This is a genomic window from Sorangium sp. So ce117 (assembly GCF_051524395.1).
GTDB classification, from domain to species: domain Bacteria; phylum Myxococcota_A; class Polyangia; order Polyangiales; family Polyangiaceae; genus Sorangium; species Sorangium cellulosum_B.
Window position 1 is genome coordinate 9,307,577 of the sequence record NZ_CP150309.1, and the last position, 14,979, is coordinate 9,322,555.

A 14,979-nucleotide genomic window follows, 5' to 3' on the forward strand; every position below is an offset into this window, starting at 1 on the left:
CCCCTTTGAGGGGCCCCCGCTCCGAAAGCCCCCGGCTCTGCCGGGGGATGCTTACTCAGCTCTGGAAACCGAGCTCCCGAAGCCGACTCGCCTCGGGCTAACCCATCGGATCCACGAAGACTTCAAGGCGGAGCGGACCCCATCGCAGAAGGACGGTGATGTCAACTGGCCCGGTTCCGCCTGGAGGATCCGAATTGCTTGACATCCACCCGACGTTTGCTTTTCCGATCCGCGCCGCGCAGCTACTCCACAGGGGCGACGTGGACCTCGACCGTACCGCTCCCCGTGTTGCTGGTCTTGATGAAGGCGAGGTCGAAGGTGCCATCCTGATCGTAATCGACGAGCTGCCAGACACCGTCGGCCTCGGGCCTGAAGGGGGTCGGGGTCGAGAGGACACGGATCTGGTAGCCCGACGTCCCGGACGCGACGAACACCTCGACTCTGCCGCTGGTCGTGTTGCTGGTCTTGATGTACGTCAGGTCGGGGATGCCATCGTGATCGTAGTCGACCAGCTGCCAGACGCCGTTGGTCTCGGCGCCGAAGGTGGTCGCGGTCGCGAGGGTGCGGCTCTGGTAGCCCGACGCCCCGGACGCGACGAACACCTCGACTCTGCCGCTGGTCGTGTTGCTGGTCTTGATGTACGTCAGGTCGGGGATGCCATCGTGATCGTAGTCGACCAGCTGCCAGACGCCGTTGGTCTCGGCGCCGAAGGTGGTCGCGGTCGCGAGGGTGCGGCTCTGGTAGCCCGACGCCCCGGACGCGACGAACACCTCGACTCTGCCGCTGGTCGTGTTGCTGGTCTTGATGTACGTCAGGTCGGGGATGCCATCGTGATCGTAGTCGACCAGCTGCCAGACGCCGTTGGTCTCGGCGCCGAAGGTGGTCGCGGTCGCGAGGGTGCGGCTCTGGTAGCCCGACGCCCCGGACGCGACGAACACCTCGACTCTGCCGCTGGTCGTGTTGCTGGTCTTGATGTACGTCAGGTCGGGGATGCCATCGTGATCGTAGTCGACCAGCTGCCAGACGCCGTTGGTCTCGGGGCTGAAGGTCGTTCCCTTGTGGATCGGCACCGGGGCGTGGTTATCCACCGTGTCGCGAATCCACGTCGCTGCGACCGCTGAGAAGCCTTCGACGCGGTGTGCCGGCCAGTCGCCGTCGTTGTGGCCCGTGACCACGGCGGTCACGCTGCCCTGCGGGAAGGCGGCGTTCGTGCAAATGAGCGGGCCTCCGGAATCGCCCTTGTCGGGGATCGCGGTGCCGAACGTTGCTTCCATATAACCGGTGGGAGAAGAAAGCGTAACGTCCACATACCCCCAATACTTCGCGCCCCCAGTAATCGTGCCGTCTGGGTTGTTGTGGATCCCGTATCCGGCGACCTTGCAGCGCGTTCCGACGGCGGGCTGCGTGGACGTATTGTACGGGAGGGGCATGACGGACAAGACCGGATCGGCGAGATAGAGGAGCGCTTGGTCCACCCCCGCGCTGGGATGCGGGAAGGTCTCGACGACAGCGGTCGAGATGGTGCCGTTCGTCAGCACGGTCGACACGCGACCCAGGCAGTGCTTCGCGGTGAGCACCCACCGGGGCGCGATCAGCGTCCCCGTGCAGCTGACTGGTAAGACTCTCACGATTGCAGGATCGCCGTAGTCCCTTTCGCCCCCCTGGATTGGCGCGCTCGCGACGTCGATCGGCTCGTCGACCGACGCCTCGGGAACGCTGCTCGATTCGAGCGCGCAGCCGGCGGAGAAGAGAGTGATCAAAGGGAGGCACACGAGAAGGTTCTTCATGACAGGCTTCCTTTGGAGATGATGTCGCCGCGGAGGGGGGATGATCAGTGCTACCCCCCCTCGCGCCCTCGAACGCGCCGACCCGTGGCGTCGTTCGGCTTCTACTACGCCGGTTGAGGCCGCGAGTTTCGGCGCATCACCGCGCCGCCCGCGCACACGGCCGCGAGGGCGATCCTGATGTGGGCGCGAGTGCGTGGTTGTCGGCTGCGAGGTGACGCCGCCGCGCTGGATGGCCAGGTCGAGCGCGGCGAGGAGCTCGCTGCGAAACAGAGCACCCATGACCTCGACGGGAAACAGGGAGGATAGGCATGTTGGGAACGTGGCGTCCGCAACCTCGTCCCCGCAGATCCTCGCAGGTGCCGACCGCACCGGTCCCACCGCTGACGGGACCGTCGCGGTGGACATGGATCCGCTCTCGCTCCTGTGCCGCCTCGCGGCCAGCGTCCCGCCGCCGCGCTTTCACACCGTCAAGTACGCTGGCGTGCTCGCCTCGGCAAGTCGCCCACGTTGGCGCGCAAGCGCATCGGACCGGGCCCTGCGAAGCCAGAAGAGCCTACGAAGGCGGACGATGACGCCGCTTCGAAACGCAAGCGTCGCGGCTATCGAACGGTCGACAAACCGCGCCGAGCTCTTGCGCCGCACATTTGCGATCGATGTCGACGGCCTGCTTGTCGACGATCATATCGTAACCCTGCTGGGTCGCGACGCGGCGGATCAGGCCCATCGCCTTCTGGAAGATCGGCTGCGTGAGCTCGCCCTGCTTCTTCTGCAGCTCTGTGGCCGAGCGCTACTTCGCGCAGTTCTCCTCGAGGGTTGCCCGGGCCTCCTCGACCCCGAGCGGGCCTAGCCAATCCTCGGACCACTGATTGAAAGGCCGGCGCGCGTCCTTGATCGAGACCCAATAAAAGAGCTCGAGCACGCCCCCGTCGAGGAAGCGCTTGGGCTCGTAGCGAAGCACCTGACCGTCGCAACCCGGGAAACCTTTGAGCTCTTCCGGCGCTCGGCCGAGCCCGCAAGCCTTCTCCAGAAAGCGATCCACGCTTTCGGGCCCGTCACCAACGACGCCGAGCTGTTTGCCCCCCGGGTCGAGCAAGAAGTACCAATCGACCGCGCTCGCCGGAAGCTCCGAGTACGAATGCCGGTAAGCGATCAGGCTACCCACGAGCGAGCGGCGGCGGCATTGCCGGATCACGAAGTAGCCGTTCGCGTCCTTCACGAAGCGCACTCCCCCGCCGTTCGAACGGACCGAGTAGAGCGCGAGCGACGTCGCCCAGCCGTCGGTCTGGAAGTAGAGGCTCCGGCCGTCCGCCGAGAACGACGGAGCGAACAGGCTCTCGCTCGGGATCGTCCCTCGTTCGCCATCGACCAGCGTGCTCTCGGTCACCGATAGATCGACCAGGAGGCGAGCGTTGTCGCCGTCGCGGTCCGCGATCCAGAGCTCGGGGTACTTCCCGCCCTCGGCACGCACGAAGGCGAACTCGCGACCGCTCGGCGAGAGGACGAACTCGGGTCCCTCCGCCGCGATCTCGTCGGCCGGTCGCACGAGCGCAAAGGGATTGTTGTCTCTCTCGGAGCGCGGCGCGGGCAGACCCGATGAACCCGGCGCGGCTTCACCCTCCAACAACCGGGCCGCGATGATCTCCGCCAGCTCTGCTCCCGTGGGGTCGGGTTCGACACTGGTGTCAGGGGCGCTCGGCGCGCGCGGCGGGGACTCGAGCGGGAGCGGCGGCAGCGAGGGCGGAAGCTCCGGGGCGCGCCCAACGCTCGACGAGGAGGGAGGTGCCGCGCTCGGGTTCGCCGCGGGGGGAGCTGACTCGAAGTGGGGGGCGCAAGCGCCGGTGCCGAGGAAACTCAAGAGGAGCGCGAACTTCGTGAAGGCCATGCGGCGGCGCGCTCGTGCAGCGCGCGTGCCATGGCCCATTTCGCCCCCTCGAGGGTTCCGGCACTGTGGGTGCCGCGGCCGGCCGCCCGCGCGGCGTGTCCGGCGTTACACGAGGACCAAGTCGTCGGTCTGCAGGGTCTCGAGCAGATCCAGGCTCGAGGTCTCCTCGTCGCGATGCCCGTTCTTTCAATGAGCTCGCACAATCGGACTGCACGAGTCAGGAACGGCTCCGCGAATCTTGACTTTGCGGAACGCGTTTACTTGTCCTATCGGCCGCTTTCTCTCCAAGATTCCGAACGTCTATTCACCCGACGTTTCACATCGAGAACGGACCATCAATCGAAGACCTAAACGCTCAGACGTCCTCTAACCTAGTAATCCCATAGCTCTTGAATTCCTCACCAAAATCCGTACCCTCGGCATTTAGAACCCCATGAGCACCATTCCAGATAGCGTCGGTATACCCCATCCCATACTTGGATGGGAAAGCCGATGGGCGCTTCAACTCTCCGGCAACTTGGCTGTTCAACAATCGACGAATGCCGTCGACACTCGCGGCGACGGCAGATAGCGCATCCGCATCCATCCTATCATTGGAAATATGCATGATGATGGTCTGATCCACGTTACGGTCGGCGCTCTTCAATAGATTGCCATTCTCCACGAAGATCAGAACTTCGGGCTCCAGGCCGCGCGTCTTGTGGCATTTGCTGCGAGACGGGAATGCTATCTCCGTGTCAAAAAACTGACAATCCGCGTCGGCGCATTGGGTAGCCCACTTTTCATTATGCTTGAGGCTCCAGATCATTCTGCCGAACTTCACGGGAACCCCATTGCTATCCTGCAGCCTTGTCCCAATAGTTGGAACCCCCGAACTTAGGCTGACCACGGTCTGAAGGAGCGGCACGACATGCTGCCAGTTCTTCCAGATCCATATCGGATCCCCATGTGAGCGTCCGAATAGATAGTAGCTAGAGTATGTTGTTTCCATCCGAGTGTTTGGGCATCGCGCGTCAAAGGCAGAGTATCGCCTTAGGACCAAGCCGTTCAGCTGACAAGCTTGCAGCTGAACCGGCGACATTCAAGTATCTACCTCGCCCTCCACGGCGCGTACGTCGACATCGGCGATCTCCGCGGCGCCCGCGACGCCATGGCCCGCGGGATCGCCCCCTTGCTCCGCCGCCTCGAGAGCCTCGAGGGCACCCCTTATTCGCGGAGCTTCCTGCTCGGGCTGCCTCACAACGCCGCCTTGCTCGCCGCCGAAGGCTACGGCTGCATCCCGCCGGAGATCGACAGGCTGATCCGGCAGGCGTAGGCGAGGCGCGGCGCGTCGAGGAGAAAGAGTCAGCGGGCGGCTCGGGCGTAGGCCCCCGGCGTCACCCCGGCGATGCGCTTGAAATGCCGGTGGAGCTGGCTCTGGTCGTAGAGCCCCACGCGCGCAGCGACCTCCGCCTGAGGGACTCCCCGGGCGAGCAGCGCCCCTGCGAGGCCGACGCGCCGGTAGGTCACGTACGCGTGCGGGGGAAGCCCGACCTCCTCGCGGAAGGCACGACAGAGGCGGAACTTGTCGAGTCGCGCGTGGGCGGCGAGCTCGTCGAGCGCGATCGATTCGGTGAACCGCGCATCGAGGAGCTCGCGCGCGCGCGTCACCGCGTGAGCCCACGCGCTGCGCGGACGGGGCGGATCTCGGCGCATGGTGGTGAGCTCGCACAGGGCGGCGAGCGCCTCGGACGACACTCCCGCGAGCTCGAGAGGCGTCGCGTCGCCGCGAAGCAGAGAGCGATGCAACGCCGCCAACGGTGCAGCGCGCGGGTCGTGCGCGCCGAGCGCGTTCTCCGTCGGGGGCGACGCGGGAGAGTCCAGCGTCGCGCGCGCCTCGTCGACCATGCGCGCGTCGAAGATCACGACTTGAAACCGCCGCTCGCCTTGGCGGGCGTGCTCTGCGAAGACCTCTCCGGGGACCTTCACGTCGATCGTGCCCGGGCCGCTCGACCAGCGCGCGCCTCGAAGCGACCACTCGGAGCGGCCACTGAAGTGGAGCGCGGTGGCGTAGCGGTCCGTCACGCAGGTGAACAGGGGCCCGTCGCTCCGGAACTGCCCGACGGTGAGGCCGGGGAGCGCAGCCGGGCTTGAGAATGAGATCCGGCTCCGCCCGCGCTGCGCCGCCGAGAGGTCCATGCCGAGGACGATACCGCGCGGCCCTTCTCGGCGCTACGGCGTTCTCGGGCTGCTCCCCAAGGACGCGCGTCGAGCCAAGATCGCCCAATCTCCTCTGGGCGCTCGGTCGTAGATGGAGGGCATGAACGTCCAGCGAACAGCGCTCGTCACAGGCGCGAACAAGGGGATCGGCCTCGAGACCGCCCGCCAGCTCGGCCGCGCGGGCATGACGGTGCTCGTCGGAGCACGCGACGAGGAGCGCGGCGCGCGAGCCGCTGCGGCGCTGCGCCGAGAAGGCATCGACGCGCGCTTCATCGCGCTCGACGTGACGGACGCCGCGAGCGTCGCCGAAGCGCCTCGCACGATCGAGCGCGACCTCGGGCGGCTGGATGTCCTCGTGAACAACGCGGGCATCCTCCTCGGCCGCTCCACGCCGAGCGCGACGCGACTCGACGAGGTGCGCCACGTGTTCGAGGTCAACGTCTTCGCTGCCATCGCCGTGACGAATGCGATGCTCCCGCTGCTCCGACGAGCGTCGCCCGCGGCGCGCATCGTCATGGTGTCGAGCGGGCTCGGCGGGCTCGCGAACCACGGCGACCCAGCGTGGGAGTACGCGTCGTTCAACGCCATCGCGTACCCCGCCTCCAAGGCGGCGCTCAACATGGTGACGGTGCAGTATGCGAAGGAGCTCGCCCCGACGGGCATCAAGGTCAACGCCGCGGACCCCGGTTACACCGCGACCGACCTGAATGGCCACCGCGGCACGCAGACCGTCGAGGAAGGCGCCCGCGCGTCCGTGAGGCTCGCGCTCCTCGACGACGCCGGCCCGACCGGCGGGTTCTTCGACGCGCGCGGCCCCGTGCCCTGGTGAAGAGAAGTGAGTGACGAAAGGAGCAGGACAACATGACGACGATGGTGACGTTTTCGCTGGGGAACGCGGGGCAGATGAAGGGCGCCCTCTCCGAGCCGCCTGGCTCGGGCAAGGTCGGGGGGCTCGTCGTGGTCCACGAGTGGCACGGCCTCAACGAGGTGATGCGAGCGCACTGCCAGCAGTTCGCGCAGGCGGGCTTCCTCGCGCTCGCCCCCGACCTCTATCACGGCAAGCTCGCCGAGAACGACGAGGAGGCGGCGAAGCTGATCGGCGCCTTCGACTTCCAGAAGGCCGTACGTGAGCTCGGCCACGCGGTCGGCTACCTGCGCTCGCATCCCCGGTGCAACGGGAGGGTCGCGGTCGCGGGCTTCTGCTTGGGTGGCGCGCTCACCCTCGCTGCGGCACGTTACGTGCGGCCGGCCCTGGAGGCGGCGGTCCCGTTCTACGGTCTTCCGCGGATCGCACCGGAGGAGTTCGCCGAGGTGAAGACGCCCATCTGCGGGCACTACGCCAAGGTGGACGACTGGGCGAACCCCTCCGTAGCCGAAGAGATCCAGAAGGCGGCGCGCTCCGGTGGAGGCGCGATGGATCTCCACGTCTACGACGCCGGCCACGCGTTCATGCGCTCGACCGATTCGTCCAAGTTCGAGCCGAAGAGCGCCGCGCTTGCGTGGCAGCGCACGGTCGAGTTCCTCCACACGCACATTGGCTGACGCGTCAGGCGGTGCCGGGCCGCTCTACACGGAGCCTCGCGCGCCCACCTCGGCCGCCGCCGCGCGGCGATCGATGCGCGTGGCCAGGCCGCTTCACGGCGGCGTGGCGATCCCCTAGCCTGGCCGTGGATCTCCGCCGCGCCACGAGCGCCACCAAGGAAAGAAGGACCATGGCCGTCACCTCTGGCTTCGACCTCACGAGCGAGCGCTTCTTCGCCGATCCCTTCCCGACGCTCGATCGGCTCCGCACCGAGGCGCCGGTCTACTTCTTCGAGCCGCTCCAGTGCTTCCTCATCACCGCTCCTGCCGATATCGAGGGGCTCGTGAAGGACCCGAGCTTCACCGCGCGGCGGGCGACGGCGATCCTCGGCAGCCTCGGCATGCTCGGCGAGGACGAGCTCTCGAGAAAGACGTTCGACTCCTTGTCGCGGCTCGCCTTCTTTCAGGACGCGCCGCGCCACACGAAGCTTCGACAGCTCATCATGAAAGGGTTCTCGCCGTCGGCCGTCGAGTGGATGCGCCCGCGGGTCGTGGGGCTCGTGCAGCGCGCCGCCGAGAAGGCGCGGCGCGACGGCGAGATGGATGTCGTCTCGGCGTTCTCCGAGGCGGTCGCGCTCAACACGCTCGCCGAGATGTTCGTGATACCCGAGGCCGATCGGCCGCAGTTCATGAGATGGTCGACGGACCTCCTGAAGCTCGCCGGCGGCGGGGTCACCTCGGACGAGCAGAAGCGGGCGGTGAAGCAGAGCTGCTGTGACATGGTCGACTACATGATGCGGCTCGTCGAGGAGCGCCGGAAGGCGCCGGGCGAAGACGTCGCGAGCAGGTTCATCGAGGCAGAAGGCGGAGACACCGAGCTCGCGGGCGAGGCGGCCATGCAATGCTTCCAGATGGTCGCCGCGGGATTCGTCACCTCCGTGAACCAGATCGCGAACACCGTGCTCGCGCTCCTCAACCACCCCGCCGAGCTCGCGAAGCTCCGGGAGGCGCCAGGCCTCGTCCGCGGCGCGGTCGAGGAGAGCCTGCGCTTCGAGCCGTCCGTGCTCTCCCTCAGCCGCATGTGCGCGAGGGACACGGAGATCCGGGGCACCAGGGTCGCCGAGGGGCAGTTCGTCTTCGCGATGATCGCCGCGGCGAACCGCGATCCCGGGCTGTTCTCCGAGCCGGACCGCTTCGATATCACCCGGCAGCAGAGCCGGCACCTGACCTTCGGGAGCGGCGCTCATTACTGCCCCGGAGCCCCGCTCATCCGGATGGAAGTGGAGGAGTCGGTGCGCGCCCTGCTCTCGCTGCCGCGCTGGGAGCTCGCCGAACCGACGTTGAGCTACGCCGGCTCGAACCTGCAGGACCGCGGGCCGAGCTCGCTGCGCGTTCGCTTCCCCGCAGCCTGAAGCGGGCGGACTCGACCCGTCTCCACGCTCAGCGCGGGACGGATTGGTCTGGCGACGAGACAACGGGGGAGGACGGGAACGCCATCAATACGCTTCGGTTTCCGGAGTAGGAACAGCGCCCGGCGGCACGATTGGCTTGCGGACGTCTTGGCTAAGCGCGGGTGCCGACGGAGGACAGGACCCGCTCGAGCTCGATGGGATCGATCGGCTTCGTCATGTGCAGATCGAACCCCGCCTCCCGGGCGCGGCGGCGATCTTCCGCGTGGCCGTACCCGGTCTGAGCGATGAGGTAGGCCCGCGCCGTGGCGGGATCGGCCCGCAGCGCCCGCGCGAGGGCATACCCATCCATCCCCGGCAATCCGAGGTCGCAGAGCACCACGTCGGGCGCGAGCGTGCGCCCCATGGCGAGCCCCGCGGGGCCCGTGTACGCGACCTCGGCCTGATACCCGAGGAGGGCCAGCAGCTGCTTGAGGATGTCCGCCGTGTCGCGGTTGTCCTCGACCACGAGCACCCGGAGCGACTCCTCCCGCGACGCGGTCGCAGGCCGGACGGGCTCCGGTCGTCGGATGGAACGAGCTGGCGTGGAGGAGAGCGGCAATCGGACGCGGAAGGTCGATCCGAGCCCTGGGCCCTCGCTGTGGGCCTCGACGGATCCGCCGTGCATCGCGATCAGGCTGTGCACCAGCGAGAGCCCGAGGCCGAGGCCGCCGCGCCGTCGATCGAGGCTGCTGTCGGCCTGACTGAAGGTCTCGAAGACGCGCGGGATCATCGATGGATCCATGCCGATCCCCGAATCCTCCGCCACGATCACCGCGGTGTTCGTCGCCGGATCCGTCTCCAGGGAGGCGACCACGCGGCCCCCAGCGTCCGTGAATTTGAGCGCATTGTGCAGGAGGTTGCCGATGACCTGCGCGAGGCGCGTGTGATCCCCGGAGGCCCAGACCGGCTCGTCCGGGAGGGAGACCAGAAGCTCGATGCCATTGCCCCGGAAGGTCGGCGCATAATCGTCCGTGACCTGACGGACGATCCGCGCGAGATCACAGGGCTCTCTTCGCAGCTCGATCTTGCCGCGGGCGATACGCGACACGTCGAGCAGATCGTCGATCATCCGGGCCATGTGCGCCACCTGACGCTCGATCATGGCGCGCGTCCGGGCGGCCTCGGGCGCGTCGCCGCCGGTGATGTCGAGGACCTGAATGGCCGTGCGAATGGGCGCGAGCGGATTGCGCAGTTCGTGGGCGAGCATCACCAGGAACTCGTCCTTGCGGCGATCGGCCTCCCGGAGGGCCCGCTCGCTCTCGAGCAGCGCCTGCTCGGCCCGCTTTCGTTCGGTCACCTCCTGCACCACGACGTTGATGCCGAGCATCGTGCCCGCCTCGTCGCGCACGGGGTGGACGCTGACCAGCCAATGGTGGTCCCCCTCGGGCCGCGCGACCCGGAGCTCGCAATTCGTCACCTCCTGCCCCGTCTCGAGGACACGCTCGCAGAGGTCCTTGAAAGGCGTGGCCTCGGGGATGAACTCGCCGAGCGTGCGGCCGAGGTGCTCCGAGATGGGCCGACCGGTGATGCGCGCGAGCGTCTCGTTGACGCTCACGTACCGGAGATCCCGGTCGAGGAAGCAGAGGCCGACGGGGGCCGTCGAATACACGTTCTGCAGGAGCGCGAGGTGGCGCTGCGCGGCCTGCTCGCTCGCGCGCAAGCTCCGGCAGAGGCGATTGCGTTCGAGGACGGCTGCCACCTGCACGCTCAGCGTCTGCATGAGCGAGAGCTCGTCGGCGTTCATGTGCGAGCGTTTGCTGGTGGCGAAGGCCAGGGTCCCGAGCAGTCGGTCATGCGAGATGAGCGGATATCCCGCATAGGCCTGCACGCCCGCCTTTTTCAGCTCCGACCCGCATTCCAGGCTGGAGCGCTGGAGATCGAAGGCGATGAGGGGCATCCGGGTCGCCGCCACCGTCCCGCACATGAACTGGCCGAACCTGATCGTCCGATATCGCCGCTCGTCCTCGGGCGAGATGCCCGCGGCCGACTCGAGGACGAGGGTATTCGGCTCGTCGCCGATCATGTAATTGAAGTAGAGCTCGACGCCGAGGTCGTTTGCCAGCTCCTCGAAGAGGGATCCGAGGAGAGCCGAAGGCTCGTCGCAGAGGACGAGCCGACTCGCGGCTTTTGCCAGGATCCTCAGGTGCGCGTGTCCGGCTCGCGCCTGCCCGGGCGTCTCGGCCGCAAGAGCGAATTTCGGGTTGGGCGGCACGTGTACCCATCGGGCGGCACCGAGGGCTTCCCCGAGCCAACCCCCTTTGCCTTCACCGTGCAGTGTACTGCGCGGCAGGCACGGCGCCACGGCGACGCCCGCCGGGTCCGAGCGCCCGCATTTCGCAGAATTTCCAGCGCCGGGGCGCCGCACCGCGTCCCGCGCGCGGGGTCTCAGCGGCTGGCCGCCGCCCAGCTGGCCAGCGGGTGCGCCTCGAACCAGCGCCGGGTGGCCCCCTGAAGGAGGAGGTAGGACGTCAAATGCCCCTTCCCCGCTCCCGCCCCCGCCGCGCGCGGATCGAGGCCCATTGAGGGCGGCGATCTCCTCGGGGTCACCGGCCACGCGGGTGCAGGCGACGTGGCCGGCGCGGTGGAACCCCAGCACGATCAGGCTGTAGAGCAGCAGCGCGATCAGGGACGCGCGCAGCACGCCGCAGAGGCTTCAACCCTGGGGTTGCGCGAAACCGCCTCGAGCCCCCGGAGAAGATGCGCGGGGTGATGCGCCGCGGCCGCAGCCTCCCGTCATCACCTGCGGCCCCGGCGAGGCAGGCGCGGCCCCGAAGGGGCACCCATCAACGCAGCCGTCGGCACACCCGTAACCCATGTTTCCCGCAGCCAAACAGATGCGACGAGCATGGCACATGGTTCGCTTGGCCCCTCTGCGTCATCTGGTCCTCGTGAGGGCGCCACATTCCTGACGAACACGACGCCCTGGCTAGGTTCAACCTGGAGGATTCTTTCATGGTAAGGATGCAGAAAGTGTGGCTGGCCATCCTGGTGGCGGCCGTGGCCGGGGGCGCCGGTGCCGCTGCGCTCCCGAGCGCAGCGATCGCCGCGGGGAAGTGCGATGGCAAGGCGAAGCCCTGTCCGCTCCAGCAGTGGATGCGCGACAATGCAGGTACGCCCATGGCATCTGGCGACGTCCTCGCGGTCGCGAAGGCGATGGAGAAGGTAGCCAAGTTCGGCGGTCCCAACATGTCGGACTGGGCCAAGATGGCCAAGAAGACAGCCGACGACGCCAAGGCCCTCAGGACGGACGACGTGAAGGCCGACTGCAAAGCGTGCCACGACGCCTACAAGGCTGCCTATATCAACAACGAGGCTCTCCGGAACAAGCCGCTCCCGTAGCAAGTGCAGGCGGAGCTCAGCTGCCGTGTGGTCGACCTCGCGGCAGGGGTTCGATGTCGCGATCCGGGGACGACGGTACCACCGCGCTCTTGCGGCGGGCGCTCCCGCTCGATATTCAAGCTGGACGATGTATCGTGCATCCGACGATGCGGCCCTCGTGCGAACGGCCGAGGCGCAGGTGCTCGAGAGCTACGCCGCGCTCGTGCAGGTCGTGGCGCGTGTCGCGGCCCTCAATGCGCGCCTCGTGCAAGGCGGGGTCGCTCCGATTCCGCTCGCCACGTACACGCCGCCGCCCGCCGCGGCGGGGGCGCCGGCCTCGGTGGAGCTCCTCCAGGGCCAGCGCGCGTACTACGCCGGAGAAGCAGCTCGCCTCGGCGAGGCCCTCCGCGCGATGGAATCGGCGCTTGCCCAGCGCGCTCGCCCTGTCGCGCCGCTCCGGCCGGGGCCGCGCGCCGTGCCTGCCGCGTACGTCTTCGCGGAGCTGTCCCGCGGGGCATGGTCCTTCTTCAGGATCGCCCTGTTTCCCCCCTTCACGATGCTGATCGCGCCGGCCCTGCTCGCCCCGTGGTTCGCTGGGCCGCTCGCGGGCGCCGCGGCGATGGCTGCGTTCCTCGTCGTGCTCTGGGGCGTGTCGCTGGCGGGCGCGAGGAAGCGCTTGCGGCTCCTCGCGCGCGGCGAGGTCGGCACGGTGCTCCAGAAGAGCCAGGCGTACTCGGGCGTGCGGCTCAGGAACTGGCCCATGCTCTGGACGAACGGCTGGGAGATCGCGCTGCGCCTGTACTCGGGCCTCGGCTCGGTGACGACGCTCACGGTGCAGACCCCGCGCGGACGCATCGCGCAAGTCACGGTGCGTACGGGGCCATCGTTCCACGGCGTCGTGCTCGCCGATCCCGAGACGGGCGACGGCCTGGCGAACTGCGACTTCGCCTCCGCCCCGCGGCCGGATGCGCGGGGCGAATGGGACCCAGCTCTCCCGGGGCGCGTCTGGGCGGCGGGCTGTTTCTCGGTCATCGCGTCGCTCGCGCTCGCCACCGCCACGACCGTCGCCGCGCTCGCCTCTCTGGACCTCCGGGCGTTTTAGCTCGACGCGGTGACCGATGGTCGAGCGTCTCGCTAACCGATGTTGCTGGGCCGGTACCAGTCGAAGTTGTTGTGGAACGGAAAGCTGTTGATCCCCAGGCTGATGCTGGCGTCGAGCGCGCGGACATGATGCCACCAGCCCACCGGGATGAAGAGCGCCTCGCCCGGCTCGAGCACGACGTCCTTCATGAGCGCCGGGGCCATCGGGTCCTTCTCCGGATCCCGATCGGCGTACATCGCGCGTGCGCCGTCGAACAGCGACGTCTCGAACGGCGCGATCATGCGGTAACGCTTCCTGCCGTACACCTGAGCGAACAGGATGTTGGACGTGTCGTAGTGCAGCGGCGTGACGGTCCCGGCAGGGCCGAGCCAGAGCGCCGAGGCGCCCAGCAGCCGCTGCGCGGCGCAGTACCCGTCCGGGAGCACCACGTCGTCCAGCAGCGCGCCGAGCCTCGTCCGCTCGAGGACGCGGTTGTTGGCGACCATGTAGAAGTCGTTCGTCCCCTCGCGCGCGGCGCCGGCGATGCGCGCGACGAAGTCGCGCAGCGGCGTGCTCTCCGTGTGCCGCGCCGCGTGCATGTCGTAGTCGGGATCGCTCTGGCGTCCTGTCGTGACGTCGACAACGACATCGCCGAAGCGCTCGGAGAGGTAGGCCGGGGTCCACCGGCCGAAGGCGGGCCAGCGGGTCACGACGTCGGTCAGGACGACCGGGATGTTGCCGGCGACATAGACGTCGCGGAGCTCCTCGCCGGACACGCCGGAGCGCCGCGGGATCCCCGTCGGATCGCAGGCGACTGACGCCATTCTCTGCTGGAGCCGCGCCAGCATCTCGTGCCGCCGCGCCGACCTGGCGAAGGGCCGAGCGGCGACGAAGATGGGCGAACGGACGATGGCCGAGAGCAGCTCTCCGGCCTGCGCGCTGCTGACGCCGGCCGCCTGGAGCTGCTCCGAGATCTGGCCCTCGGGCACGCCGCGCAGCAGGTTCTCCGTGGCCCAGCGCCACCACTCGGGCGCAACTTCCAGCTCGCGTTCCTGTTCGCCCATCTTCGACCTCACGATGTTGGGGAGCGCAACGGTGCGACGATCGAACGCCTCACTTACACGGGGGAGGCGGCGGCATCGGCGGGATGATCTCCCCCTCTTCCCCATCCGGCGGCGGCGGCATCGGCGGGATGATCTCCTCGTCCGGAGGCGGCGGCGGCATCGGCGGGATGATCTCCCCCTCTTCCCCGTCCGGCGGCGGCGGCATCGGCGGGATGATCTCCCCCTCTTCCCCGCCCGGCGGCGGCATCGGCGGCACAATCTCGCCGCCCTCGCAGTCCGGAGGAGGCGGCATCGGCGGGATGACCTCCTCGTCCGGAGGCGGCGGCGGCATCGGCGGGATGACCTCCTCGTCCGGAGGCGGCGGGGGCATCGGCGGGATGATCTCGCCTTGATCGACCGGATCCTGTCCCTCGTCGACGCCCGGAGGACCACAGGCGACCACGAACACGGCAGCCGCCGCTGCGGCCGCTCGAGACACCCGCTGCACCAGGGCCGCCGTCCGAGGCGGCGGCGTGGGCAGCGGCGCTAACAAGGCTGCATCGTCCGAAAGAAAGTTACGTGACATGAACACCTCCGCTGACGGCAGCTTGCAGGACATGTGCCATCTCGCCACTGCCGGATATCCCTGAAGATCTCGCCTTCTACAGCGCCGCCCGACGCACCCCGTCGCGCGTGG

The 14,979-nt window shown here is 68.2% G+C and carries 14 protein-coding genes; 7 read left to right on the forward strand and 7 right to left on the reverse strand.

All coding sequences use genetic code 11. From position 1 onward, the window contains the following. Positions 1-242 precede the first annotated feature (242 nt). Positions 243-1,787 carry a trypsin-like serine protease gene (locus tag WMF46_RS34865; RefSeq protein ID WP_437981141.1) on the reverse strand — a complete coding sequence of 515 codons (1,545 nt, stop codon included), beginning with the start codon at positions 1,785-1,787 and terminating at the stop codon, positions 243-245. Between the two features lie 319 nt (positions 1,788-2,106). Here WMF46_RS34865 and WMF46_RS34870 point away from each other — a divergent pair, with 319 nt between their 5' ends. Then, the gene (locus tag WMF46_RS34870) at positions 2,107-2,634 is read left to right on the forward strand and encodes a hypothetical protein (protein ID WP_437981142.1); all 528 of its coding nucleotides are present in this window, start codon (positions 2,107-2,109) and stop codon (positions 2,632-2,634) included. Here the strand turns inward: WMF46_RS34870 and WMF46_RS34875 are convergent. Continuing rightward, on the reverse strand, positions 2,575-3,669 hold the full coding sequence (locus WMF46_RS34875; RefSeq protein WP_437981143.1) for a TolB family protein: 1,095 nt from the start codon (positions 3,667-3,669) through the stop codon (positions 2,575-2,577). The two genes, WMF46_RS34870 and WMF46_RS34875, sit on opposite strands and share 60 nt — an antisense overlap. 355 nt (positions 3,670-4,024) lie before the next feature. Next, complete coding sequence (locus WMF46_RS34880; protein ID WP_437981144.1) at positions 4,025-4,492, reverse strand: hypothetical protein; 468 nt, start codon at positions 4,490-4,492, stop codon at positions 4,025-4,027. 237 nt (positions 4,493-4,729) lie between these two features. Here WMF46_RS34880 and WMF46_RS34885 point away from each other — a divergent pair, with 237 nt between their 5' ends. Beyond that, complete coding sequence (locus WMF46_RS34885) at positions 4,730-4,984, forward strand: hypothetical protein (RefSeq protein ID WP_437981145.1); 255 nt, start codon at positions 4,730-4,732, stop codon at positions 4,982-4,984. Between the two features lie 29 nt (positions 4,985-5,013). Here WMF46_RS34885 and WMF46_RS34890 read toward each other — a convergent pair whose 3' ends face one another. After that, the gene (locus tag WMF46_RS34890) at positions 5,014-5,847 is read right to left on the reverse strand and encodes a helix-turn-helix transcriptional regulator (protein ID WP_437981146.1); all 834 of its coding nucleotides are present in this window, start codon (positions 5,845-5,847) and stop codon (positions 5,014-5,016) included. A 121-nt stretch (positions 5,848-5,968) separates the two neighbouring features. On the opposite strand from WMF46_RS34890, the gene WMF46_RS34895 reads away from it, so the two are divergent. From WMF46_RS34895 to WMF46_RS34905, 3 genes are all read left to right on the forward strand, one after another. Then, positions 5,969-6,697, forward strand: a complete 729-nt coding sequence (locus WMF46_RS34895; protein WP_437981147.1) for an SDR family oxidoreductase — start codon at positions 5,969-5,971, stop codon at positions 6,695-6,697. A 32-nt stretch (positions 6,698-6,729) separates the two neighbouring features. After that, complete coding sequence (locus WMF46_RS34900; protein ID WP_437981148.1) at positions 6,730-7,410, forward strand: dienelactone hydrolase family protein; 681 nt, start codon at positions 6,730-6,732, stop codon at positions 7,408-7,410. A gap of 170 nt (positions 7,411-7,580) precedes the next feature. Continuing rightward, positions 7,581-8,801, forward strand: coding sequence for a cytochrome P450 (locus WMF46_RS34905; protein ID WP_437981149.1), 1,221 nt, complete (start codon positions 7,581-7,583; stop codon positions 8,799-8,801). Positions 8,802-8,952: 151 nt separating this feature from the next. On the opposite strand, the gene WMF46_RS34910 is transcribed toward WMF46_RS34905, so the two are convergent. Continuing rightward, complete coding sequence (locus tag WMF46_RS34910) at positions 8,953-11,052, reverse strand: ATP-binding protein (RefSeq protein ID WP_437981150.1); 2,100 nt, start codon at positions 11,050-11,052, stop codon at positions 8,953-8,955. A 740-nt stretch (positions 11,053-11,792) separates the two neighbouring features. Between WMF46_RS34910 and WMF46_RS34915 the strand changes: the two genes are divergently transcribed. After that, complete coding sequence (locus tag WMF46_RS34915; RefSeq protein ID WP_437981151.1) at positions 11,793-12,179, forward strand: hypothetical protein; 387 nt, start codon at positions 11,793-11,795, stop codon at positions 12,177-12,179. 157 nt (positions 12,180-12,336) lie between these two features. Then, positions 12,337-13,260, forward strand: a complete 924-nt coding sequence (locus WMF46_RS34920) for a hypothetical protein (protein WP_437981152.1) — start codon at positions 12,337-12,339, stop codon at positions 13,258-13,260. A gap of 32 nt (positions 13,261-13,292) precedes the next feature. Here WMF46_RS34920 and WMF46_RS34925 read toward each other — a convergent pair whose 3' ends face one another. Together WMF46_RS34925 and WMF46_RS34930 are read right to left on the reverse strand one after the other, a co-directional pair. Then, positions 13,293-14,303 (reverse strand): cupin-like domain-containing protein, encoded by a 1,011-nt coding sequence (locus WMF46_RS34925; protein WP_437981153.1) that lies wholly within the window; start codon positions 14,301-14,303, stop codon positions 13,293-13,295. A 49-nt stretch (positions 14,304-14,352) separates the two neighbouring features. Continuing rightward, complete coding sequence (locus WMF46_RS34930) at positions 14,353-14,868, reverse strand: hypothetical protein (RefSeq protein WP_437981154.1); 516 nt, start codon at positions 14,866-14,868, stop codon at positions 14,353-14,355. Between the last annotated feature and the right edge of the window lie 111 nt (positions 14,869-14,979).